The organism is Stutzerimonas marianensis, assembly GCF_022810315.1.
Classification (GTDB): domain Bacteria; phylum Pseudomonadota; class Gammaproteobacteria; order Pseudomonadales; family Pseudomonadaceae; genus Stutzerimonas; species Stutzerimonas marianensis.
This window is the reverse complement of sequence record NZ_JALGRD010000003.1, coordinates 216,652-240,419: the sequence shown is the minus strand read 5'-3', so window position 1 is coordinate 240,419 and position 23,768 is coordinate 216,652. Positions and strand designations below refer to the sequence as shown.

Here is a 23,768-nt window from a genome sequence, read left to right as displayed (position 1 = left end):
CAATTAAATGTTATACCGTAACATTTGATCCAAGCGGCTCTGGACTGTCAAGGCTGCTCATTACCGCAGCAGTGGAAGGCACAGCGCCGCGGGTCAAACCGAGGTGATGGGCGGCTACCTGTCAGGAAGTGAATCGGCTTCGAAACGGTAGAACCCGCACCATTACTAGGCTCTTCACCGTTATCCACAAAACCTGTGGATAACCCTGTGAGCAAAAGTGGGATTACTCCCCCAAACGCCCGGTAGACGTGGGCTCGCAACAGATCGGCGATTTTTTACTCGGCGCCACATATTCGTTTTAAATCAATAACTTAGCGAGACACGTTCAATATCTCACAGCTGACGCGCGCCCGACGGAGGCCCTTGCGCCAGTTATGTGCATAACAAATCTTGTCAACCGCTTTTTAAGAAAAAATAGCAGCTACAAGGGCTGGACAAACGCGTCTTTCCGCCTTAGCGGCTGGCGGTCTGCCATTATCCCTGTCGCGCAAGGGACTGGGGTTTACCGAGCGCTCCCCGTACAATGCGCGATTCTACGCAGCAGACTTGCAAGCATGCCCCCGGCAGCCCGGCATGGGCCTCGCTTCGCCATGCTCCGAGGTTGGATATCCCACCCACCGAGCCTGGCCCCCAACGGACCACGCGTCATTAACCCTCTGATACCCGCGAGTAACACTCTTGATTTCAACCGCTAACATCACCATGCAGTTCGGCCCCAAGCCGCTGTTCGAAAACGTCTCGGTCAAGTTCGGCAATGGCAACCGCTACGGCCTGATCGGTGCCAATGGCTGCGGCAAGTCGACCTTCATGAAGATTCTTGGCGGCGAGCTGGAGCCCTCGGCCGGTCAGGTCATGCTCGAGCCGAACGTCCGTCTCGGGAAATTGCGCCAGGATCAGTTCGCCTACGAAAACTTCAGCGTCATCGACACCGTGATCATGGGCCACGAGGCGCTGTGGAAGGTGAAGGCCGAGCGCGAGCGCATCTACTCGCTGCCAGAAATGAGCGAAGAAGACGGCATGGCCGTCGCCGAACTGGAAACCGAGTTCGCCGAGATGGACGGCTACACCGCCGAATCGCGTGCTGGTGAGCTGCTGCTGGGTCTGGGCATTCCGCTGGAGCAGCATTTCGGTCCGATGAGCGAAGTCGCTCCAGGCTGGAAGTTGCGGGTGCTGCTTGCCCAGGCGCTGTTCTCCGACCCGGAAGTGCTGCTACTCGACGAGCCGACCAACCACCTGGACATCAACACCATTCGCTGGCTTGAAGGCGTCCTGGTCGCGCGCAACAGCACCATGATCATCATCTCCCACGACCGACACTTCCTGAACAGCGTCTGCACCCACATGGCCGACCTTGATTACGGCGAGCTGCGGCTGTTCCCGGGCAACTACGACGAATACATGACCGCCGCGACCCAGGCGCGCGAGCGCCTGCTGGCCGACAATGCCAAGAAGAAAGCGCAGATCGCCGAACTGCAGACCTTCGTCAGCCGCTTCTCGGCCAACGCCTCCAAGGCCAAGCAGGCCACCAGCCGGGCCAAGCAGATCGACAAGATCCAGCTCGAGGAAGTCAAACCGTCGAGCCGCGTCAGCCCCTTCATTCGCTTCGAGCAGACCAAGAAGCTGCACCGTCAGGCGGTCACGCTGGAAAACGTCAGCCAGGGCTATGACGGCGTGGCCCTGTTCAAGCGCCTCGGCCTGCAGATCGAGGCCGGTGAACGCGTCGCCATCATCGGTCCCAACGGCATCGGCAAAACCACCCTGCTGCGCACCCTGGTCGGTGAAATGCCTGCGATGGGCGGCGAAGTGAAGTGGACCGAAAGCGCCGAGGTGGGCTACTTCGCCCAGGATCATGCCGAGGATTTCGAGGCCGACATGACCCTGTTCGACTGGATGAGCCAGTGGACCGGCGGCGGTGAACAGCTCGTACGCGGCACGCTCGGTCGCATGCTGTTCTCCAACGACGATATCGGTAAATCAGTGAAGGTCATCTCCGGTGGCGAGCAGGGCCGCATGCTGTTCGGCAAGCTGATCCTGCAGAAACCCAACGTGCTGGTGATGGATGAACCGACCAACCACCTGGACATGGAATCGATCGAAGCGCTCAATCTGGCGCTGGAGAACTATCCGGGCACGCTGATTTTCGTCAGCCACGACCGCGAGTTCGTCAGCTCGTTGGCCACGCGCATCATCGAACTGTCGGAAAACGGCGTTACCGACTTCTCCGGCACCTACGACGACTACCTGCGCAGCCAAGGCTTGATCTGACCCCGCACGGCCCGTCCGGCTCCTGCCGCGGGCCTGCTCCTCAGCGCGTCGCCAGCACCTGGTTGACCAGCCGTTGCAGGTCATCGAAGAAAAAAGGTTTCTGCAAGGTCGGGATCGCCGCGTAGCGCGGATCCATCCCGACCGAACCGTAACCGGTCGCGAAAATCAGTGGAATGTTGCGGGCAAGCAGTCGCTCGGCGATGGGGAAGCTGTTCGTGCCGTCGAGATTCACGTCCAGTACCGCGAGGTCGTAATCGCCCTCCTCCGCCGCCTGCATCGCCTCATCGAATCGCGGCACCAGTTCGATGCGCTGGCAGCCGATATCCTGCAGCATGTCTTCCAGCAGCATCCCCACCAACGCCTCGTCTTCGATCACCAGCACCCGTGCTCCTTCGGCGGTCATTGCAGCGGTACCTCCATTTCGCAATTGAGCCCACCAGATAGGAACGCCAGACGCACCTGTGCGTTCAGCTCTCCGGCCAGGCCGCGCTCGAGCAGCCGCGAGCCGAAGCCCTTCCGCTCGGGTGGTACCACCGGCGGGCCACCCCGCTCCTGCCAACGCAGCGCCAGAATGGGCGCGCCCTGGCGAGGCTCCAGTGTCCACTGCAATTGCACGATCCCCTTGTCGCTCGACAAGGCGCCGTATTTCCCCGCGTTGGTACAGAGTTCATGCACCGCCATCGCCAGCGCCAACGCCGTTTTCGGACGCAGACGCAGCCCAGGGCCGTCGATGGCAAAACGCTGCCGCCCCTCAACCTGAAACGGCGCCGTTGCCTGCTCGACCACGTCACGCAAATCGGCGCTGTCCCAGTTTTCCCTGGACAGCACATCGTGCGCCTTGGAAAGCGCGATCAGCCGCGCTTCGAACCAGCGGTAGCTCTCGTTACCGCTATCGCGCCGAAAGCTCTGCGAGGCGATCGATTGCACCGTCGCCAGCGTGTTCTTGACCCGGTGGTTGAGCTCGTTGAGCAGAAGTTGGCGATGGTCTTCGGCCACCTTGCGCTCGGTGATGTCGACCATCATGTTGACGGCGCCAACGACCTCGCCGGCCTTGTTGCGCAGCGGGGCCGGATAGCCGAGAAAGGGTACGTAGCTACCGTCTGGCCGTTGTGCCAGGGCTTCCACGCCGTGAAAGGACCTGTTCTCGGCAAGCGCAACCGCCATTGGGCAGGAGCCTGGCGCGATGACCGTGCCATCGGGCCTGCACAGTCGCCAGACGACACTCCATTCGTCCGTGCCGATCTGCGGCACCCGCCCAGCCAGCTCGACGCATGCCTGGTTGAAGTAGGTGACCACCCCCTTGGCATCCGTCGTGTAGACCGCGGTGGGCAGCGCATCGAGCAGGTTCCTGAGCCGCAGCTCCGCTTCCAGGTGTGCGCTCTCCAGACGCTTGCGCTCGGTGATGTCATGAGTGATCGCCAGCTGCACGAAGCGGCCCTTGCCAATCTTGCCGTCGCCGGGCATGGGCATCGGTACCGCGTGCGTTTCCATGTGCCGGCGAGTGCCTTTGAGGCTGATGACGTCGAACTGCCAGCTGAGCTTTTCCCCGTCACACACCCGCTGGTGATGCTCACGCCAGCTGTCTCGATGTTCCGGGGCGATCAGATCGATAACACATCCGCCCTCGACCTCATCCGGCGCTGAGGCCTCGACCATGCGAAGCCCTGCCGGATTCATCTGCAGCAGCGTGCCGTCCCGATCGACGACCTTCACGCATTCGGGCGTGTTGTCGACGATCGCGCGCAGCCACTCGACCTGATGGCGTTGATCGGCATGGCGTGCCCGTCCCGGCGTGCTGCACTGAAAACACAGGATCGCCCCGGTGATCTGGCCGGTATCACTGCGCAGCGCGTCGATGTTGGCGAGTACCGCTGCGGGAATGCCATCGGCGCGCTCGATGAGCAATGTCACGTCCTGCGTGGCGCGCCCAGTGCGCAGCGTGTCTCCCAAAGGCGTGCCGGCCAGTGGCTGCAATCGGCCATCGGCACACAGGATGCGCAGCCGGCCATCGCTGGCCAAGCCACCGCCACACAGGCGGTCGGCCATGCGGTTGTAGCGCAGGACGGCACCGTCCGCATCGAGCGTGCAAACCGCCATGGGGAGTCTGTCGAGGGTCGAGTCCTCGAATGGCGTGGGGCCGGCAAGGGAGTCGGCAGCGAGGCGCGTGCCGTAGGTATCTGCAGTCTGCATCGGGGCCTTGTTTTGCAAGCGTGTGTCGCCAGGGTGGGTCAGTTCCGCGCGCCAGTCTACCCAACCAGGCGCAGCCGCGTGCCTCGCCGATCCGTCAGCCGTAGGTCATGGACGCTCCTTTGTGCATTTATGCAGACGCGCTATGCATTGAGCGGCATTGATACAGGCAATTTTCCACTCTAGGCTCACAGCAGCTCCCTCGGCCTGCCTATCCAATAACGAACAACGCTAGGACCTGCCATGAACCAGTCAAGTGCCATCCCTACAGTCAAGCTCCTGATCGGCGGCGAGCTGGTCGAGTCCACCACCCAGGAGTGGCGCGACATCGTCAACCCCGCCACACAGGAGGTTCTGGCCCGCGTGCCATTCGCCACCGAGGCGGAAATGAACGCGGCGGTCGCCAGTGCCAAGGACGCCTTCAAGACCTGGCGCAAGACCCCTATCGGTGCACGCTCGCGCATCTTCCTCAGGTATCAGCAACTGATCCGCGAAAACATGAAAGAGTTGGCGGCCATCCTCACCGCCGAACAGGGCAAGACCCTGGCCGACGCCGAGGGCGATGTGTTCCGCGGCCTGGAGGTGGTCGAGCACGCGGCCGGCATCGGCAACCTGCAACTGGGCGAGCTGGCCAACAACGTGGCGACGGGCGTCGACACCTACACCCTGCTGCAGCCGCTGGGCGTCTGCGCTGGCATCACGCCGTTCAATTTTCCGGCGATGATTCCGCTGTGGATGTTCCCGATGGCCATCGCCACCGGCAACACCTTCGTCCTCAAGCCTTCCGAGCAGGATCCGATGGTGACCATGCGTCTCGCCGAGCTGGCGCTGGAAGCGGGCGTGCCGCCGGGCGTACTCAACGTGGTGCATGGCGGCGCCGACGCGGTGAACCTGATCTGCGACCACCCGGACATCAAGGCGGTGTCCTTCGTAGGTTCGACCAAGGTCGGCACCCACGTCTATAACCGGGCCAGCCAGGCCGGCAAGCGCGTGCAATGCATGATGGGCGCAAAGAACCACGCCATCGTGCTGGCCGATGCGCACAAGGAACAGACCCTCAACGCCATCGCCGGGGCCGCCTTCGGTGCAGCCGGCCAGCGCTGCATGGCGCTGTCGGTGGTGGTGCTGGTGGGTGAGGCACAGGCCTGGATCCCGGATCTGGTGGCCAAGGCCAAGACGCTCAAGGTCAGTGCCGGCGTCGAGGCGGGCACCGATGTCGGCCCGCTGGTCTCCTGCGCCGCGCTGGATCGCGTCAGCGGCCTGATCGAACGCGGCATTCAGGAAGGCGCCCGGCTCGAGCTGGACGGCCGCAACCCGAGCATCACGGGGTACGAGCGCGGCAACTTCGTCGGCCCCACCCTGTTCTCTGGCGTGACCACGGGCATGAGCATCTACCGCGAGGAAATCTTCGGCCCGGTGCTTTGCGTCATGGCGGCCGACACCCTGGACGAGGCCATCACGCTGATCAACGCCAACCCCAACGGCAACGGCACCGCCATCTTCACCCGTTCCGGCGCGGCGGCGCGGCATTTCCAGGAAGAGATCGACGTTGGACAGGTCGGCATCAACGTACCGATTCCGGTGCCGGTGCCCATGTTCTCGTTCACCGGTTCGCGGGCATCCAAGCTTGGTGACCTCGGCCCGTACGGCAAGCAGGTGGTGCAGTTCTACACTCAGACCAAGACGGTCACCCAGCGCTGGTTCGACGAGAACGAAGTCGGCGGTACGGTGAACACCACCATCAACCTCAAGTGACCAGGTGTGGCGTCTTGCCCAGGTGAGGCGCCACGCGAGCCGGCAATCAGAACAAGAAGGAAACGGCCATGCATATCGGTTTTCTCGGGCTCGGCAACATGGGTGGACCCATGGCGCGCAACCTGCTCAAGGCGGGCCATCAACTCACGGTCTTCGACCTTTCCGCGGCGGCCGTGTCCGGCCTCGTCGAGGCCGGCGCGAAGGAGGCGACATCGCCTGCGGCGGTCGCCCAGGCGGATGTCGACGTCATCATCACCATGCTGCCCGCCGCTCCTCACGTGAAGCAGGTGTATCTGGGCGAAGACGGCTTGCTGGCCCACGTCTCGGCGGGTGTGCTGCTGATCGACTCTTCGACCATCGACCCGCTGTCCGCTCGCGAAGTCGCTTCCGCCGCCGCTCACAACGGCAACCCGATGCTCGATGCACCGGTGTCCGGCGGCACGGGCGGCGCTGCCGCAGGGACCTTGACCTTCATGGTCGGCGGCAGCGAAGCGGATTTCCAGACGGCGCAGCCGATCCTGGCGACGATGGGCAAGAACATCGTCCATTGCGGTGGCAGCGGCAACGGTCAGGTCGCCAAGGTCGCCAACAACCTCCTGCTCGGCATCTCCATGATCGGTGCCGCCGAGGCCATGTCGCTCGGTGTTGCCCTGGGCATGGAACCGGAGGTCCTCGCCGGGGTGATCAATTCCTCCAGTGGACGCTGCTGGAGCAGCGAAATCTACAACCCCTTCCCCGGCGTGGTGGAAACCAGCCCAGCGTCTCGCGGCTATAGCGGCGGCTTCGGCACCGACCTGATGCTCAAGGACCTTGGCCTGGCGAGCGAAGCGGCCAAGCAGGTCCGCCAGCCGGTTATCCTCGGCGCACTCGCGCAGCAGCTCTACCAGGCCTTCAGCCTGCAAGGCCATGGCGGACTGGATTTCTCCGCGATCATCAAACTCTACCGCCAAGAGGACCAGGCATGACCCAGGCAGAAGCGCCGGTACTGATCCAAGTACGCAACCGCGTCGGCTATCTCACCCTCAACCGCCCCGCCGGGCTCAACGCCATCACCCTGCCGATGGTGCGGACGCTGCACCGCCAGTTGCAGGAATGGGCGGACGATCAGGGCATCGTCGCCGTGGTGCTGCGTGGTGCCGGCGAAAAGGCTTTCTGCGCTGGCGGCGACATCCGCTCGCTGTACGACAGCTACAAGCGCGGTGACAACCTGCATCGGGAATTCTTCGAGGAGGAATACGCGCTCGACCAATACATCCACGCCTACACCAAGCCGCTCCTGGCGTTGATGAACGGCTTCGTACTCGGTGGCGGCATGGGCCTGGTCCAGGGTGCTTCGCTGCGGGTGATTTCCGAGCGCACCCGCATGGGCATGCCGGAAGTCGGCATCGGCTATTTTCCGGACGTCGGTGGCAGTTACTTTCTGTCACGGCTGCCGAGCAACCTGGGCGTCTACATGGGTCTGACCGGCAACCACGTCGGTGCGGCCGACGCGCTCTATGCCGGGCTTGCCGACTACTGCGTGCCTTATGACAGCTTCGCCGACCTCGAACGCTGCCTGGACCAGCAGGACTGGTCCGTGCCGCCGCGGCACGCGCTGACCAACCTGCTGGTGTCGATGGGCCGCACCGAGCTGCCGGATGCGCCGTTCAAAACGCTTAGCCGAGCCATCGATGAACATTTCTCGCATGACAGCGTCGCCGCGATTCGCCAGTCGCTCGCCGGGGAGACTCGTGCCGAATACAGCGAATGGGCCGCCGAAACGCTCAAGACGCTGGATAGCCGCTCACCGCTGTCGATGAGCGTCACCCTGGAAATGCTCCGTCGTGGACGCGAGCGCTCGCTGGCCGACTGTTTCGACATGGAGCTGCACCTCGACCGCCAGTGGTTCGACAAGGGCGACATCATCGAAGGCGTCCGCGCGCTGATCGTCGACAAGGACAAGAATCCGCGCTGGAACCCGCCTACGCTGGAAGAAGTGACGCCCGAGCGCGTCGCTGCTTTCTTCGCTGGCGTCTGACAGAGGGGCAACCTCATGCACGACATCGAACTGACCGAAGAACAACGGATGATTCGCGACATGGCGCGCGACTTCGCCCGCGCCGAGATCGCGCCCAAGGCACACGACTGGGAACAGGCCGGCTGGATCGACGACGAGACGGTGAGCCAACTGGGCGAGCTCGGCCTGCTCGGCATGATCGTTCCCGAGCAATGGGGCGGCACCTACATCGACTACGTCGCCTACGCCCTGGCCGTCGAGGAAATCTCGGCGGGTGACGGAGCAATCGGCGCGCTGATGAGCATCCACAGCTCGGTCGGCTGCGGCCCGATCCTCAAATACGGCACGCCGGAGCAGCAGGATGCGTGGCTGCCGGATCTGGCCACCGGTCGTGCCATCGGCTGTTTTGCCCTCACCGAGCCCCAGGCCGGCTCCGAGGCGCACAACCTGCGCACCCGCGCCGTGCTGGACAACGGCGAGTGGGTAATCAACGGCGCCAAGCAATTCGTCAGCAACGGCAAGCGCGCCAAGATCGCCATCGTCTTCGCCGTGACCGATCCAGAGCTGGGCAAAAAAGGGCTCTCCGCGTTTCTCGTGCCCACCGACAACCCCGGTTTCGTCGTCGATCGCATGGAGAAGAAGATGGGCATCCGAGCCTCGGATACCTGCGGCGTCACCCTGCGTGACTGCCGCATTCCCGAGGCCAACCTGCTCGGCCCGCGCGGCAAGGGGCTGGCGATCGCCCTGTCCAACCTGGAAGGTGGTCGCATCGGCATCGGCGCTCAGGCCCTCGGCATCGCCCGCGCGGCATTCGAAGCGGCGCTGGGCTATGCGCGCGAACGCATCCAGTTCGACAAGCCGATCATCGAGCACCAGAGCGTGGCGAACATGCTCGCGGACATGCACACCCGCATCAACGCTGCGCGGCTGCTCATCCTGCACGCCGCGCGCCTGCGCAGCGCCAACCTGCCGTGCCTGTCCGAAGCCTCCCAGGCCAAGCTGTTCGCGTCGGAGGTGGCCGAATACGTGTGCTCCAAAGCCATGCAGATCCACGGCGGCTACGGCTATCTGGAGGACTATCCGGTCGAGCGCTACTACCGCGACGCGCGCATCACGCAGATCTATGAAGGCTCCAGCGAGATTCAGCGGCTGTTGATCGCACGGGAGTTGAATAACTACGGGTTGTAATCAACCGCGGCAACGGCGCGGAACGACACCAGATTTTCCCGAGATCGACAGGAGGCGCGCAACGAGATCGGGAAGCTCAATAAACCACCTCGAAGCAGTATTCCGAACGACCGATGGCGGCGGCGCGAGCCCCATCCGACAACAATAAGAAGGATACGACGATGCTCAAAGGTACGATGCAGCAGACCCCACTGATGATCAGCGGCATCCTGACCCACGCCGCCCTCGCCCACGGCGAGCGCGAAATCGTCTCGCGGCTGGTGGATGAACCTCTCTGGCGCTACGACTACGCAGGTTTGGCGAAACGCGCCGGGCAGGCGGCCAGCATGTTGCGCAGCCTGGGCGTGAAACCTGGCGACCTGGTCTCGTCGATGGCCTGGAACACCCATCGTCACTTCGAGCTGTTCTTTGCCGTGCCCGGGATTGGCGCGGTGCTGCACACGGCCAATCCACGCCTGTCGGACGAGCAGATCATCTACACCCTGAACCACGCCGGAAGCGGCGTACTGCTCTTCGACCGCAGCTTCCTCGCCCTGGTCGAGCGCGTTCGGCCGCATCTGGAGCACATCCATACCTTCGTCATGCTCGCCGACGCCGAACGCACCGAACCCGGAGAGATCGGTGCGCAAAGCTACGAAACGCTGATCGCCAACGAGCCACCCATCACCGACTGGCCGCAGTTCGATGAGAACGCCGGCGCCATGCTCTGCTACACCTCCGGCACCACCGGCAACCCGAAAGGCGTCGTCTATAGCCACCGCTCCGTGGTGCTGCATGCGATGGCCGCCGGGCTCACAGGCGCCTTCGGCTTCTCCGCGTTCGACTGCATCATGCCCTGCTCATCGCTCTATCACGCCACCGCCTGGGGCGTGCCCTTCACCGCCGCCATTAACGGCTGCAAGTTCGTGCTGCCCTGCGACAAGATGGACGGCGCCAGCCTGCAGGAGCTGATCCAGAGCGAGGGCGTAACCTTTTCCGGTGGCGTACCGACCATCTGGACCATGTACCTCAACCACCTTGAGCGCACCGGAGAGACCACCGGAGCGCTCAAGTGCCTGGTGATCGCAGGGTCCGCCGTGCCCCGCGCGCTCGCCGAAAAGTTCGAGACCCGCTACGGCGTCAGCGTCCGCCAGCTCTGGGGAATGACCGAAACCAGCCCGCTCGGCGTGGTGGCCACCCCAACGCCCAAGCTCGCGGCCCAGGGCGAGGCCGCGACGAAGGAGGCCATCTGGACGCGCCAGGGTCGCTTGCAATTTGGCATCGAGCTGAAGATCGTCGACGAGGCCGGTAACCCGCTGCCGCATGACGGCACTACATCCGGAGCGCTGCTGGTGCGCGGGCCCTGGACGGTCGAGCGCTATTTCCGCAGCGAGACCAGCGCGGTCGATGCCGATGGCTGGTTCGACACTGGCGACATCGCCACCCTGGACCCCAACGGCTACATGCGCATCACCGACCGCAGCAAGGACGTGATCAAGTCTGGCGGCGAGTGGATCAGCTCCATCGACATCGAGAACATCGCCGTGGCCTGCCCGGGCGTGCGCATCGCCGCGGTCGTCGGGGTGACGCACGAGAAGTGGGAGGAGCGCCCTGTACTCATCATCGAACCCCACGACGATGCGCAGATTTGCATCGAGACGGTGCTCGCCTTCCTCGAACCGCAGATCGTCAAGTGGTGGATGCCCGATGCGGTGATCATCGACACCGTCCCCCTGACCGCTACCGGCAAGATCGACAAGAAGACGCTGCGCGAGCGCTACAGAAGCTATCTGCTCGACCGCAGCGAACCGGCCAGCAGCGCGGCGAGCATGTAGGACTGCCCGCAACGGCATGCGCAACGCAGGCGGCTCACCTGCTGTAACGACGGCAGGTGGATCTGGCTTCATCGATCCACCGAGCAAGGCGTCTGCGCACATCCACGCCTATCCCGACACACGTCCGACCGGAAGCACGCCATGCCCATCACCACCCCAACCACTCGCCAGGGCCCTCTGGTCGGCCTGCGCGTATTGGAGTTCGCCAGCATCGGCCCCGGCCCGCATTGCGCCATGCTGCTCGCCGACCTCGGTGCCGACGTGCTGCGCATCGAACGTAAAGGCGGCAACGGCTGGCCGAACCCGGTGGTCGATCGAGGCCGCAAGCGGCTCACGCTGGACATCCGAACCGAAGCCGGGCGTGAGCGCTGCCTGACACTGGCCGAGGGCGCCGACGTGCTGATCGAGGGCTTCCGCCCTGGCGTGATGGAGCGCCTGGGCCTTGGGCCCGAGATCCTTCACGCGCGCAATCCCAGGCTCGTCTACGGGCGCATGACCGGTTGGGGCCAGACCGGCCCGTTGGCCCGAAGTGCCGGGCATGACATCAACTATCTGGCGCTCACCGGTGCCCTGGCCGCCATCGGGGGGCGCGACGGGCCGCCGTTGCCACCGCTGAACCTGGTCGGGGATTTCGGAGGCGGCTCGCTCTATCTGGCCTTCGGCATCATGGCGGCGCTGTGGGAGCGCGAACGGTCGGGCCTGGGCCAGGTCATCGATGCCGCCATTGTCGATGGCGTTTCCTCGATGATGAGCTTCTTCGCCGGTCTGTTGCCCAGCGGAGCGATCTCGCTCCAGCGCGACCGTAACCTGCTCGCCGGCGCCGCGCCGCACTACCGCTGCTACACCTGTGCCGACGGCCGCGACATCGCCATCGGACCACTGGAACCGCAGTTCCTCAGCGAACTGGCGCAACGCATCCAGGCCCGGGATAACCTGCTTCAGGACGTTCGGGACCCGGACCGCTGGGCGGCACAGGGCGAACACCTCGCCGCGCTGTTCGCCAGCCGGACCCAGGCCGACTGGTGCGAACTGCTCGAAGGCACCGACGCCTGCTTCGCGCCCGTGCTCACGCTAGAAGAAGCCGCGCAGCATCCGCATATGCAAGCGCGTGGCGTCTATCGCGACATCGACGGCGCCCTGCACGCCGCCCCGGCGCCGCGCTTTTCCCGTACGCCCGGGGCGATAAGAGATTCCGTCGAGGCGTCCGAAGGCTGGAATTGATTCGCACGCTTCGGCTGACCAACGCCGCCGCCCCGTGGAAGCGAGCTTGCTCGCGATCAGCGTTCTCGGCGAACCCAGCCGGGCGAACAAGTTCGCCCCTACAACAAACCCGACGGTTCACACGAACGCCCTGTAGGGGCGAATTCATTCGCCCAAACCAGCGAACATCGAGCGAACACTTTCGCCCTTACAACAACCCCGACGGTTCACACGAACGCCCTGTAGGGGCGCATTCATTCGCCCAAACCAGCGAACATCGAGCGAACACTTTCGCCCTTACAACAACCCCGACGGTTCACACGACCGCCCTGTAGGGGCGAATTCATTCGCCCAAACCAGCGAACAACGAGCGAACACTTTCGCCCTTACAACAAGCCCGACGGCTCAGACACGACCGCCCTGTATGGGCGAATTTATTCGCCCATACCAGCACGCAACGAGCGAACCCCTTCACCCCCACAACAGGCCCCACAGCTCAGATACGACCGCCCCGTAGGGGCAAATTCATTCGCCCAGACCGGCGCACAACGGACGAACCCCTTCACCCCCACAACAGGCCCCACAGCTCAGATACGACCGCCCCGTAGGGGCAAATTCATTCGCCCAGACCGGCGCACAACGGACGAACCCCTTCACCCCCACAACAGGCCCGACGGTTCAGACACGAACGCCCTGTAGGGGCGAATTTATTCGCCCAAACCGGCGCACAACGGGCGGACACCTTCACCCCACAACACGCCCGACGGCTCATATACGACCACCCCGTAGGGGCTAATTCATTCGCCCAGACCGGCGCACCACGGACGAACCCCTTCACCCCCACAACAGGCCCGACGGTGCAGACACGAACGCCCTGTAGGGGCGAATTGATTCGCCCAAACCGGCGCACAACGGGCGGACACCTTCACCCCACAACAAGCCCGACGGCTCATATACGACCACCCCGTAGGGGCGAATTCATTCGCCCAAACCGGCGCACAACGGGCGAACACCTTCACCCCCAACAAGCCCGACGGTTCAGCCACGAACGCCCTGTAAGGGCGAATTTATTCGCCCTGCGGTCTGTGCGACACCTTCACCCCTGCGTTGGCGAATGTGCAGGGTTCACCCCGGAAGAAGGCCGCCACATTGGCAAAGGCATCCCCGAAATACAGCTCGTAGCCTTGACGTTCGACATAGCCCAGGTGCGGCGTGCAGATCACGTTGGGGTGCTGCAACAGTGGATGTTCGGGATCGATGACCGGCTCCTGCTCGAACACATCCAGTGCGGCGAAACCGGGCCGTCCCGCGTCCAGCGCATCGAGCAAGGCGCCGGGGGCGATCAGCTCGGCGCGGCTGATGTTCAGCAGCAATGCCGAGGCTTTCATTCGCGCCAGGTCGTCAGCGGTAACGATATGCCGGGTCGCGTCGACCAGACGCAGATTGAGGCTCAGCACATCGGCTTCGGCAAAGAACGCCTCGCGGCTCGCCGCCGCCCGGTGGCCATCCCGCTCGGCCGCCTGCCGCGACCCCTCGCTGCCCCACACCAGCACCGGCATCTCGAACGCCTGGGCGTAGCGGGCCAGGCGCTGCCCGATCTTGCCGTAGCCCCAGATACCCAGCGTTTGACCATACAGCCGGTCGCCCAGGTTGACCTGCCATTGGCCCGCATAGAGCGCCTGCATCGCCGGCAGCAGCCGCCTCCGGGCCATCAGCAGCAGGGCCCAGGCGAGTTCGGCCGGCGCAATGGGCGAGCCCCGTCCCTCCATCACCGCTACGCCATGGCGTGTGCAAGCCTCGAGGTCAAGGTGAGCGGCCACCTTACCCGTCTGACTGATCAACCTGAGCCGGGGCAGCCGAGCCAGCAGCGCCTCATCGATGATCGTGCGCTCGCGCGTCAGCACCAGCGCATCGGCATCGGCGAACCGCTCGGCCAATACCTCCCGATCGTTCACCGCGTCGTGATAGACCGTGACCCTGTGCCCGTCGAGCTGCGCGAAGCAATCCAGCGAGCGGATCACGTCCTGGTAGTCATCGGGGATGACGATGTGCATGAAGCATCTCCGGGGCGTAGCCGTTGCCTATGGTCGGGCTATTGTAGGCGCACCTCGGTGATGCAGCTGTTGCGCCTCACTCGCCCAGATTGCGCGCAATCACCAACCGCTGAATGTCGCTGGTGCCTTCGTAGATCTGGCAGACGCGCACGTCGCGGTAGATGCGCTCGACGGGAAAGTCCTTCAGATAGCCATAACCACCGAGCGTCTGGATCGCCGCCGAGCAGACTTTTTCCGCCATTTCCGAGGCGAACAGTTTCGCCATGGAGGCCTCGACCAGCGCCGGTTGACCCGCCTCGCGCAACGCGGCAGCGTGCAGCACCATCTGCCGCGCGACGGCGATCTGCGTAGCCATGTCGGCCAGGCGGAAGGCAACGGCCTGGTGCTCGCTGATGGCCTTGCCGAACGCCTCGCGCTCGCGCGCATAGTCACGGGCGGCTTCGAAGGCCGCGCGAGCCATGCCGACGGCCTGGGCGGCGATACCGATACGGCCGCCTTCGAGGTTCGCCAGCGCGATTCGGTAGCCCTCGCCCTCCTCGCCCAGACGTTGGGATTCGTGCACACGCATGTCCTCGAAAGCCAGCTGGCAGGTATCGGACGCGTGCTGCCCGAGCTTTTCCTCGACGCGTACCACCTGATAACCCGGGGTGTCGGTCGGCACGATGAAAGCGCTGATGCCGCGCTTGCCGGCGTCCGGATCGGTCACGGCGAAGAGGATCACGGTGCCGGCGTGCTGGCCTGAGGTGATGAACTGCTTGGCGCCGTTGATCACGTAACTGTCGCCGTCACGCCGGGCGCGCGTGCGCAGACTGCTGGCGTCGGAGCCGGCGTGGGGTTCGGTCAGCGCGAAAGCACCGATCTGAGCGCCGCTGGCCAGCGGCTGTAGGTAGCGCTTTTTCTGCTCGTCATTGCCAAAGCGCAGGATCGGCAAGCAACCGACCGAGTTATGCACGCTCATGATGGTCGAGCAGGCACCGTCACCGGCGGCGATCTCTTCCAGCGCCAGGGCGTAGGCGACATAGCCGGTGTCGCTGCCGCCCCACTCGTCCGGGCAAAGCATGCCGAAAAAGCCGAGCTCGGCCATCTCGGCAATCGCCTCGGCCGGGTAGCGGTGGTCACGGTCCCAATCGGCGGCGAACGGCTTGAGCCGCGCCTGAGCAAACTGCCGTGCCATGTCGCGGATGCTGGTCTGGTCTTCGTTGAGCAACATGGGCAGTCCTCAGTCGAGCAGTTCGACGGCCATGGCGGTCGCTTCGCCGCCGCCGATGCAAATGGCGGCAATGCCCCTGCGCAGGCCACGGGCGCGCAGTGCGGCGATCAGGGTCACGAGAATTCGTGCACCAGACGCACCGATCGGGTGGCCCAGCGCACAAGCGCCGCCGTTAACGTTGACCTTGGCGTGATCGAGGCCCAACTCACGCATCGTCACCATGGCCACCACCGCAAAGGCCTCGTTGATTTCGAACAGGTCCACGTCACCGAGCTGCCAGCCAGTGCGCTCGAGCAGCCTGTGGATGGCACCGATGGGCGCGGTCGGGAACAGATTGGGCGCGTCGGCGAACACCGCGTGGCCGTGAATGACGGCCTGCGGCTTGAGGCCGAGCTGTTCGGCGTGGGAGCGACGCGTCAACAGCAGCGCCGCCGCGCCATCCGAGATCGAACTGGAATTGGCTGCCGTCACGGTGCCGCCCTCGCGGAACGCCGGCTTGAGGGACGGGATCTTCTCCGGCATCGCCTTGGGCGGCTGCTCGTCATCGCGCACGGTGCGTTGCTCGCGGCCCTGGGTGAATTCCAACGGGACGATCTCATCGACGAACCGACCTTCAGCGATGGCGTCACGCGCGCGCTGCAACGACGCCAGGGCGTACGCATCCTGCTGTTCGCGGGTGAAGCCGTGGTGCTGCGCGCAGTCCTCGGCGAAGGTGCCCATCAGGCGGCCCTTGTCGTAGGCGTCTTCCAGGCCGTCGAGGAACATATGGTCGAGCACTTTTCCATGCCCCATGCGATAGCCGCCGCGCGCCTTTTCCAGCAGATAAGGCGCATTGGACATGCTCTCCATGCCGCCGGCGACCACCAGATCGACACTGCCGGCGCGCAACGCATCATGCGCCAGGATCGCCGCCTGCATCCCCGAGCCGCACATCTTGTTCAGCGTGGTGGACGCGGTTGCCTTGCTCAACCCGGCGCCGAGCGCGGCCTGACGGGCCGGTGCCTGGCCGAGGCCTGCCGGGAGCACGCAGCCCATCAGCACTTCCTGCACCTGTTCGGCGGCAACGCCGCTGCGCTCTACCGCCGCGCGAATCGCCGCGGCACCCAGCTCCGGCGCGCTGAGGCTTTTCAGGTCGCCCTGAAAGCCGCCCATGGGTGTCCGGGCGCTGCCCAGGATCACGATTGGATCGTTGTTCATCGTCACTTCTCCGATTATTTCGCGGCCATGCGCAGCGCGCCGTCGAGGCGAATCACTTCGCCGTTGAGCATGTCGTTCTCAATGATGTGGCGAACCAGGGCCGCGTACTCGGATGCTCGCCCCAGGCGCGGTGGGAAGGGGACGCCGGCGGCGAGCGAGTCGCGCACCTCCTGCGGCATGCCGGCCATCATTGGGGTCTCGAACACGCCGGGCGCGATCGTCATCACGCGAATGCCGTGCCGGGCCAGTTCGCGCGCGGCCGGCAGCGTCAGCGCTACCACACCGCCCTTGGAGGCAGCATAGGCGGCCTGGCCGATCTGCCCATCGAACGCCGCGATGGAGGCGGTGTTGATGATCACGCCACGATTGCCGTTCGCATCCGGCTCGCCCTTGGCAATGGCCTCGGCGGCCAGGCGCAGCATGTTGAAACTGCCGATCAGATTGAGGTTGATGACCTTGCTGAAGCTCGCCAGCCCGTGCGGGCCCTGGCGGCCAAGGATTTTTTCGCCGCTGGCAACGCCGGCACAGTTGACCAGACCGTGCAGCCCGCCAAAACGCTCCACGGCGGTATGCACGGCCGCCTGCGCGGCGGCTTCGTCGCATACGTTGGTGACCACTCCGTGCGCGCGCTCCCCCAGCTTCTCGCTGCACTCATTGAGCAGCTCGGCGTTGATGTCCGCCAGCACGACCCGTGCGCCCGCCTCGACCAGCGCAGCTGCCGCCGCCGCGCCCAGGCCGGACGCACCGCCGGTGATGATGAAAACCTTGTCTTGAATGTCCACAGCACGACCTCGTGACGATATTCAGGGCGCTGCACGATGGGCGCCCGGTCTGTTGAACGCATCTTCATCAGACCGGAAGGCAGGGACAATGGTCGTTGCGCGCAACCACGATGACCGGTTTGGCCAAGGCATTGGCACGGGCAATTTGGATCGGTACTGACAGCGCGCTGTGGCGCTGTGCGCGTCGCATGATCGCCAGCAAGTTAGCTCCTACGAAAAGCACCTGACCGGCCCATAGAACGCAGCGGTCCGGCCTTCCTGTAGGAGCCAGCTTGCTGGCGATCCGGCTAACCGCCGAGCCTCTATCACGACGCAGGATGACTCATTCATCGCCGCGCAGGATCAGGGTGCGGTACTGCCCGGGATTGGTCCCCGACCACTTGCGGAACGCCTTGTAAAACGAGCTGACATCGGCGAAGCCCAGCCGCTCGGCGATCTCGGCGTAGGTGACGCTGGCGTCGGCAAGCCACAGGGTGGCCATCTCCTGGCGAACCTGGTCCTTGATCGCCTGGTACGGCTGGCCGGCTTCGGCGAGGCGGCGGCGCAGCGTCGAGGTCGAGATGCACAGGTTGTGCGCCAGCCGGTCGCTGGTTGGCCACTGCTCGGCAGGAAGTTCACGCAGCTGCGTTTTGATGCGGCTGGCGAGGCTGGTGGTGTCACGATACTTGACCAGGATGTTGGCTGGGGCCTGGGCCAGAAACCCGTGCAATTCCTGCTCGCTGCGCCGCACCGGCAGATCGAGCACTTCGGCGGCGAAGATGATCCGCGTGACGGGCCGGCCGAAGCGCAGATTGCGAGAAAACATCACGCGGTAGTCATCGATGTAGCCTGGCTCGTCGCAGCGCAGCTCGACCGCCAGCAGCGGAATGCGGCGCCCGACCAGCCAGCATGCCAGGCCGTGCACCAGCATCCAGAACGTGAAATAGCCAAAGGCCCGCAGCGGCGCGCCCGTTTCATGGAGGCTGACCTCGGCCAGGCTCTCGCTGCGCAGGAGCCGGCCACGAAAACCTTCGAACGCAAGCCCGAAGAAATCGAGGGTAACGTCGAGCGCGCGTTCGAGTGTCGGTTGCGCCATCGCCGCGCGGCAGGCAAAGGCGAAGCTCCCCGCCCGCAGGCGGCGCGTATCCATGCCAAAGAATTCATCGTCGAAGTGCCGCGCAAGCCGTCGCCAGAGCCGGCTGTATTCAGCCACATCGATACGTGCGTCTGGGTCGCTCAGCGCGACGGGCGGCAGGCCCAGCTGCTGGATGATCCGTTCAGCCGTCATCTCTGGCGAGACGAAGGCACGCAACGCCTCCTCGACCAGCCGGACCGAAATGCTGCCCTTGCCCTCGCGGCTCATGCGCGCCCCATCATGATGTCGTGGCTGTTGCCGGCCACCTCACGAAGAAAATCCCAGCACACCCGCATCCGCGCCAGGTCCTTGTTCTCCACCGGCATCAGCATCCAGAAGGTACGGGTGAATTCGATGTCCTCGACCAGCACCTCCCTGAGCCGCGGCTCCTTGCGCGCCGAGAATGCGGGCAGGATCGCCAGGCCCGCGCCAGCGGCGACCGCCTCCTGCTGGGCCATGATGCTGGTGCTGCGAAGCGAGTGCTGGCGCGGGCGGACGATCTCGTCCAGAAAATACAGCTCCTTGCTGTAGAGCAGATCCTCGATGTAGCTGACGAACACGTGGCCGCTCAGGTCATCCCGGTTGCGGATGGGTGGGTGCGCCGCCAGGTAAGCTTCCGAGGCATAGAGGCGCAACACGTAGTCGGTCAGTTTGGTGATGACATAGGGGCCGCGCTCGGGGCGCTCCAGCGTGATCACGATATCCGCCTCGTGGCGCGCCAGGCGCACCGAGCGTGGCACGGCAAGCAGGTCCACCCCCAGGTGCGGGTAGTCGCGCGTCAGGCTCGCCAGCTGTCCGGCAAGCATCAGCGTGCCATAACCCTCGGTTGCGCCGATGCGCACCTGGCCGGACAGCTTGTCCGCCGTCAGGCTGGGCTGTTCAATGGACGCGATGGCGCTTTCCATCGCTTCGGCCTGCGCCAACAGCTCGCGCCCGGCTTCGGACAGTCGATAGCCGGCCTTGGCCCGGATGAACAACTGGCGATCCAATGTCTTCTCCAAGGCCTGGACCCGACGCGCGACGGTGGTGTGGTCGACGCCCAGGCGCCGCGCGGCGATGGTCAGCTTGCCCGCGCGGGAAAGTTCGAGAAAGAAACGCAGGTTGTCCCAATCCACTGCTGCCCCCGATCAAATCGGCGTATCGCGCCGAGATTGTGCAAAAACACAGAATACCTCTGCATTTCACAGCATGTGTTTACTATTTTTACGCTGCTAGGCTCGTTCATCGAACCCTGACGGCACCCGCCCCATTCCAAGAAAAGGAACCGACATGAGTCAGAAGATCCAGCTCGAGATACGCGACCACACGGCGCTGCTGACCATCGCCAACCCGCCGGCCAATACCTGGGATCGCGAGTCACTGGCCGCATTGGAGCAGATGATCGCGCAGCTCGACGACAACCCGCAGGTGTATGCGCTGGTCATCACCGGCCAGGGCGAGAAGTTCTTCTCGGCCGGCGCGGACCTCAAGCAGTTCGCCGATGGTGACAAAGCGGCCGCCAGCGAGGTGGCCGCCCTCTTCGGCCGCGCCTTCGATGCGCTGACGCGCTTTCGCGGCGTGTCCATCGCCGCGATCAACGGTTACGCCATGGGCGGTGGCCTGGAGTGCGCGCTGGCCTGCGACATCCGCATTGCCGAGGAGCAGGCGCAAATGGCGCTGCCTGAAGCCAGCGTCGGCCTGCTGCCGTGCGCCGGCGGCACTCAGAACCTGCCATGGCTCGTCGGCGAAGGCTGGGCCAAGCGCATGATCCTCTGCGGCGAACGCGTCGATGCGCAACGCGCCGAGAAGATCGGGCTGGTCGAGGAAGTGGTCCCGCGGGGCGAGGCGCTCGCGAGGGCACTCAAGCTCGCCGAAAGCGCAAGCAAGCAGAGCCCCTCCTCGGTGAGCCGCTGCAAACGACTGGTCATGAACGCCCGCCACGATGACCACGACGCGGGCTGGGCTGCCGAGCGCGAACTCTTCGCCGAACTCTTCGACACCCAGGATCAGAAGGAAGGCGTCAACGCCTTTCTGGAAAAACGCAGCCCCACCTGGAAAAATGCCTGAACGTCTGCCCTCGGTCGAATAAATTCGACCCTACAGGTTCGTGCGCGGGCTGGACCAGCGAGCCGTAGGGGCGACTTCATTCGCCCTTTGGTCCCAGATCGCTCCCCAGGCCGAGACAGCGCCCTTGGTCGATTAGATTCGACCCTACAGGTCCGTGCGCAGGCTGGACCAGCGAGCCGTAGGGGCGACTTCATTCGCCCTTTGGTCCCAGATCGCACCCGTATCCAAGACAGCGCCCTGGGTCGAATAAATTCGACCCTACGGGTCCGTGCGGAGGCTGGAGCAGCGCCGACCCGTAGGGGCGAATTCATTCGCCCTTTTTTCCCAGATCGCACCCGTATCCAAGACAGCGCCCTTGGTCGAATAAATTCGACCCTACGGGTCCGTGCGTAGGCTGGATCAGCGCCGACCCGTAGGGGCGAATTCATTCGCCCTTTTTTCCCAGATCGCACCCGTAGCCAAGACAGCGCCCTTGGTCGAATAAAGTCGACCCTACGGGTCCGTGCGTAGGCTGGAACAGCGCCGACCCGTAGGGGCGAATTCATTCGCCCTTTGGTCCCAAAATCGCACCCGTAGCCGAGACAGCGCCCATGGTCGAATAAATTCGACCCTACGGGTCCGTGCGTAGGCTGGATCAGCGCCGACCCGTAGGGGCGAATTCTTTCGCCCTTTGGTCCCAAAATCGCACCCGTAGCCGAGACAGCGCCCATGGTCGAATAACTTCGACCCTACAGGTCCGTGCGCAGGCCGGGCCACCGCCAACCCGTACGGGCGAATTTATTCGCCCTTTTGTCCCAGATCGCTCCCCAGGCCGAGACAGTGCCCATGGTCGAATAAATTCGACCCTACAGGTCCGTGCGCAGGCCGGACCACCGCCAACCCGTAGGGGCGAATTTATTCGCCCGCCGTCGTCGACATGGCTCCTGTGGTCGAGAGCGCCCCATGGCCGAATGGATTCGGCCCACCAGATCGGCCCGACACAATCGATGTCGGGCGGCGCTACTTGAAATTCCGCCGGATCAACCGTTCGACCCAGCCCACGATGCCCGACCGGAACAACAACACGCAGAGCACGAAGATCACGCCGAGGATGACGTGTACCCATTCGCCCAGCGGTCCGTTCGACAGCGAACTCTGCAGGGTGACCACTACCGTAGCTCCCACCACCGGGCCGAGGATGGTGCCGACGCCGCCGAGCAGGGTCATCAGAATGACTTCGCCGGACATGTGCCAGTGCGCATCGGTGAGTGACGCGAGCTGGAACACCACCGTCTTGGTCGACCCGGCCAGTCCGGTCAGTGCGGCGGAAATAACGAACGCCAGCAGCTTGTGTGCATCGACGTTGTAGCCCAGGGAGATGGCGCGCGGTTCATTTTCGCGAATCGCCTTGAGCACCTGCCCGTAAGGCGAATGGATGGTGCGCTGGATGATCATGAAGCCGAGCACGAACACCGCCAACACGAAGTAATACAGCGCCATGTTGTTCTGCATGTCGAACAAACCGAACAGGTGCCCGCGCGGCACGCCCTGCATCCCGTTCTCGCCGCCGGTGAAGGGCGCCTGGACAAAGACGAAGAACACCATCTGTGCCAGCGCGAGCGTGATCATCGCGAAATATATCCCCTGCCGGCGGATCGCCAGAATGCCGAAGACCAACCCCAGCACCGTGGAAGCCAGGGTGCCGGCGATAATCCCGAGTTCGGTGTTCAGCCCGCTGTAGGTGCTGAGCATGTAGCCCGTGATGTACCCGCCGCAGGCGAAGAACGCCGCATGCCCGAACGACAACAACCCCGCATACCCGAGCAACAGGTTGAACGCGCAGGCGAACAAGGCGAAGCACAGCAGCTTCATCAGGAACACCGGATACACCAGCATCGGTGCGACCATCGCCACGCCCAGCAAGGCGAGGTAGAAGAAATGCTGGCGGCGCCGCGCCGCGCGCCGTCGTTCCCGCTCGGCATTGGCTTTCACCTGGGGCGAAGCGGCCTGAACAGCGGCTGGCTGAACGCTTTCCTGGGTCATCATCACGCCTCCTTACCGAACAGCCCGGCTGGCCTGAGCAAGAGCACCAGCACCATGATCACGAAGATCACCGTGTTGGCGGCTTCGGGATAGAACACCTTCGTCAGGCCTTCGATCAGCCCCATCGCCAGCCCGGTCACGATGGCGCCCATGATCGACCCCATGCCCCCGATCACCACGACGGCAAACACGACGATCAGCAGGTTCGAACCCATGCCTGGCGTGACGGCATAGATCGGCGCCGCCAGTACACCGGCGAAGGCAGCGAGTGCGACCCCATAGCCATAGGTCAGGGTGACCAGCACCGGTACGTTGATACCGAATGCCTGCATCAACCGGGGGTTCTCCGTGCCGGCACGCAGATAGGAACCCAGTCGTGTGCGCTCGATCATGTACCAGGTGACGAAACACACCGTCAGCGCCGCGACGATCACCCAGCCCCGGTAGGTCGGTAGAAACATGAAGCCCAGGTTATGCCCGCCCTTGAGCAGGTCAGGCATCGGATAAGGCGAGCCGGAAACCCCGAAGAGCTTGACGAAACTGCCCTCGACGATCAGCGCCAGGCCGAAGGTGAGCAACAGGCCGTAGAGATGGTCCTCTCCGGCGATACGGCGCAGCAGCCCGCGCTCTATGCCCATGCCCAGCAAGCCGATCAGCAGCGGTGACAAGAGCAGCGCCATCCAGTAGTTGATGCCCAGGTAGTTCAAGCCGAGAAACGCGGCGAAAGCACCCAGCATGTACTGCGCGCCGTGGGCGAAGTTGATGATGCGCAGCAGCCCGAAGATGATCGCCAGGCCAAGGCTCAACAGCGCGTAGAAGGAGCCGTTGATCAGGCCGAGCAGCAGTTGCCCGAGCAGAACGCTCAGCGGTACGCCGAAAACGAGAGTCATGATTCACCCCAGAGGATTTCCTGACACCCGGCCAGTGACGGCCGGGTC

General features: G+C 64.2%; 18 protein-coding genes. 8 read left to right on the top strand and 10 right to left on the bottom strand.

All coding sequences use genetic code 11. The features are described 5' to 3' along the window. Positions 1-678: 678 nt before the first annotated feature. Complete coding sequence (locus MST27_RS06880; RefSeq protein ID WP_243605264.1) at positions 679-2,265, top strand: ABC-F family ATPase; 1,587 nt, start codon at positions 679-681, stop codon at positions 2,263-2,265. Between the two features lie 40 nt (positions 2,266-2,305). Here the strand turns inward: MST27_RS06880 and MST27_RS06875 are convergent, their stop codons facing one another. Both MST27_RS06875 and MST27_RS06870 read right to left on the bottom strand, forming a co-directional pair. Beyond that, positions 2,306-2,668, bottom strand: a complete 363-nt coding sequence (locus MST27_RS06875; RefSeq protein ID WP_243605263.1) for a response regulator — start codon at positions 2,666-2,668, stop codon at positions 2,306-2,308. After that, positions 2,665-4,455, bottom strand: a complete 1,791-nt coding sequence (locus MST27_RS06870) for a PAS domain-containing sensor histidine kinase (RefSeq protein WP_243605262.1) — start codon at positions 4,453-4,455, stop codon at positions 2,665-2,667. The genes MST27_RS06875 and MST27_RS06870 overlap by 4 nt, the downstream gene beginning before the upstream one ends. A gap of 240 nt (positions 4,456-4,695) precedes the next feature. On the opposite strand from MST27_RS06870, the gene MST27_RS06865 reads away from it, so the two are divergent. The 6 genes from MST27_RS06865 to MST27_RS06840 all read left to right on the top strand — a co-directional run bounded on the left by MST27_RS06865 (position 4,696) and on the right by MST27_RS06840 (position 12,426). Next, the gene (locus MST27_RS06865) at positions 4,696-6,207 is read left to right on the top strand and encodes a CoA-acylating methylmalonate-semialdehyde dehydrogenase (RefSeq protein WP_243605261.1); all 1,512 of its coding nucleotides are present in this window, start codon (positions 4,696-4,698) and stop codon (positions 6,205-6,207) included. A 68-nt stretch (positions 6,208-6,275) separates the two neighbouring features. Next, positions 6,276-7,172, top strand: coding sequence for a 3-hydroxyisobutyrate dehydrogenase (mmsB, locus tag MST27_RS06860; RefSeq protein ID WP_243605260.1), 897 nt, complete (start codon positions 6,276-6,278; stop codon positions 7,170-7,172). Then, entirely contained in the window at positions 7,169-8,224 is a 1,056-nt protein-coding gene (locus tag MST27_RS06855) for an enoyl-CoA hydratase/isomerase family protein (protein WP_243605259.1), read from the top strand. Before mmsB ends, MST27_RS06855 begins: the two co-directional genes overlap by 4 nt. A gap of 15 nt (positions 8,225-8,239) precedes the next feature. Further along, complete coding sequence (locus MST27_RS06850) at positions 8,240-9,391, top strand: acyl-CoA dehydrogenase family protein (protein WP_243605258.1); 1,152 nt, start codon at positions 8,240-8,242, stop codon at positions 9,389-9,391. 161 nt (positions 9,392-9,552) lie between these two features. After that, positions 9,553-11,205, top strand: coding sequence for a long-chain fatty acid--CoA ligase (locus MST27_RS06845; protein WP_420864222.1), 1,653 nt, complete (start codon positions 9,553-9,555; stop codon positions 11,203-11,205). Positions 11,206-11,346: 141 nt separating this feature from the next. After that, the gene (locus tag MST27_RS06840; protein WP_243605257.1) at positions 11,347-12,426 is read left to right on the top strand and encodes a CaiB/BaiF CoA transferase family protein; all 1,080 of its coding nucleotides are present in this window, start codon (positions 11,347-11,349) and stop codon (positions 12,424-12,426) included. A 1,046-nt stretch (positions 12,427-13,472) separates the two neighbouring features. On the opposite strand, the gene MST27_RS06835 is transcribed toward MST27_RS06840, so the two are convergent. The 6 genes from MST27_RS06835 to MST27_RS06810 form a co-directional block, all read right to left on the bottom strand. Further along, positions 13,473-14,459: a D-2-hydroxyacid dehydrogenase family protein gene (locus MST27_RS06835; protein ID WP_243605256.1), complete on the bottom strand. Its 987-nt coding sequence runs from the start codon at positions 14,457-14,459 to the stop codon at positions 13,473-13,475. Positions 14,460-14,535: 76 nt separating this feature from the next. Then, complete coding sequence (locus MST27_RS06830) at positions 14,536-15,669, bottom strand: acyl-CoA dehydrogenase (RefSeq protein ID WP_243605255.1); 1,134 nt, start codon at positions 15,667-15,669, stop codon at positions 14,536-14,538. A 9-nt stretch (positions 15,670-15,678) separates the two neighbouring features. Continuing rightward, entirely contained in the window at positions 15,679-16,866 is a 1,188-nt protein-coding gene (locus tag MST27_RS06825) for an acetyl-CoA C-acyltransferase (RefSeq protein ID WP_243605254.1), read from the bottom strand. Positions 16,867-16,880: 14 nt separating this feature from the next. After that, complete coding sequence (locus MST27_RS06820; RefSeq protein ID WP_243605253.1) at positions 16,881-17,648, bottom strand: SDR family NAD(P)-dependent oxidoreductase; 768 nt, start codon at positions 17,646-17,648, stop codon at positions 16,881-16,883. A gap of 322 nt (positions 17,649-17,970) precedes the next feature. Next, on the bottom strand, positions 17,971-18,990 hold the full coding sequence (locus tag MST27_RS06815; RefSeq protein ID WP_243605252.1) for an AraC family transcriptional regulator: 1,020 nt from the start codon (positions 18,988-18,990) through the stop codon (positions 17,971-17,973). Next, positions 18,987-19,877, bottom strand: coding sequence for a LysR family transcriptional regulator (locus MST27_RS06810; protein WP_243605251.1), 891 nt, complete (start codon positions 19,875-19,877; stop codon positions 18,987-18,989). The genes MST27_RS06815 and MST27_RS06810 overlap by 4 nt, the downstream gene beginning before the upstream one ends. A 154-nt stretch (positions 19,878-20,031) precedes the next feature. On the opposite strand from MST27_RS06810, the gene MST27_RS06805 reads away from it, so the two are divergent. Further along, entirely contained in the window at positions 20,032-20,808 is a 777-nt protein-coding gene (locus MST27_RS06805; protein ID WP_243605250.1) for an enoyl-CoA hydratase, read from the top strand. A gap of 999 nt (positions 20,809-21,807) precedes the next feature. Here the strand turns inward: MST27_RS06805 and MST27_RS06800 are convergent. Both MST27_RS06800 and MST27_RS06795 read right to left on the bottom strand, forming a co-directional pair. Then, a complete protein-coding gene (locus MST27_RS06800) occupies positions 21,808-22,833 on the bottom strand; it encodes a branched-chain amino acid ABC transporter permease (protein WP_243605249.1) in 1,026 nt (341 codons plus the stop codon). Continuing rightward, complete coding sequence (locus MST27_RS06795; RefSeq protein WP_243605248.1) at positions 22,833-23,720, bottom strand: branched-chain amino acid ABC transporter permease; 888 nt, start codon at positions 23,718-23,720, stop codon at positions 22,833-22,835. The genes MST27_RS06800 and MST27_RS06795 overlap by 1 nt, the downstream gene beginning before the upstream one ends. Positions 23,721-23,768 lie beyond the last annotated feature (48 nt).

Excerpts from the sequence above, each read along its gene's own strand:
- MST27_RS06875 (WP_243605263.1), bottom strand. The coding sequence starts at position 2,668 with ATGACCGCCGAAGGAGCACGGGTGCTGGTGATCGAAGACGAGGCGTTG.
- MST27_RS06870 (WP_243605262.1), bottom strand. The coding sequence starts at position 4,455 with ATGCAGACTGCAGATACCTACGGCACGCGCCTCGCTGCCGACTCCCTT.
- MST27_RS06865 (WP_243605261.1), top strand. The coding sequence starts at position 4,696 with ATGAACCAGTCAAGTGCCATCCCTACAGTCAAGCTCCTGATCGGCGGC.
- mmsB (WP_243605260.1), top strand. The coding sequence starts at position 6,276 with ATGCATATCGGTTTTCTCGGGCTCGGCAACATGGGTGGACCCATGGCG.
- MST27_RS06855 (WP_243605259.1), top strand. The coding sequence starts at position 7,169 with ATGACCCAGGCAGAAGCGCCGGTACTGATCCAAGTACGCAACCGCGTC.
- MST27_RS06850 (WP_243605258.1), top strand. The coding sequence starts at position 8,240 with ATGCACGACATCGAACTGACCGAAGAACAACGGATGATTCGCGACATG.
- MST27_RS06845 (WP_420864222.1), top strand. The coding sequence starts at position 9,553 with ATGCTCAAAGGTACGATGCAGCAGACCCCACTGATGATCAGCGGCATC.
- MST27_RS06840 (WP_243605257.1), top strand. The coding sequence starts at position 11,347 with ATGCCCATCACCACCCCAACCACTCGCCAGGGCCCTCTGGTCGGCCTG.
- MST27_RS06835 (WP_243605256.1), bottom strand. The coding sequence starts at position 14,459 with ATGCACATCGTCATCCCCGATGACTACCAGGACGTGATCCGCTCGCTG.
- MST27_RS06830 (WP_243605255.1), bottom strand. The coding sequence starts at position 15,669 with ATGTTGCTCAACGAAGACCAGACCAGCATCCGCGACATGGCACGGCAG.
- MST27_RS06825 (WP_243605254.1), bottom strand. The coding sequence starts at position 16,866 with ATGAACAACGATCCAATCGTGATCCTGGGCAGCGCCCGGACACCCATG.
- MST27_RS06815 (WP_243605252.1), bottom strand. The coding sequence starts at position 18,990 with ATGAGCCGCGAGGGCAAGGGCAGCATTTCGGTCCGGCTGGTCGAGGAG.
- MST27_RS06805 (WP_243605250.1), top strand. The coding sequence starts at position 20,032 with ATGAGTCAGAAGATCCAGCTCGAGATACGCGACCACACGGCGCTGCTG.
- MST27_RS06800 (WP_243605249.1), bottom strand. The coding sequence starts at position 22,833 with ATGATGACCCAGGAAAGCGTTCAGCCAGCCGCTGTTCAGGCCGCTTCG.
- MST27_RS06795 (WP_243605248.1), bottom strand. The coding sequence starts at position 23,720 with ATGACTCTCGTTTTCGGCGTACCGCTGAGCGTTCTGCTCGGGCAACTG.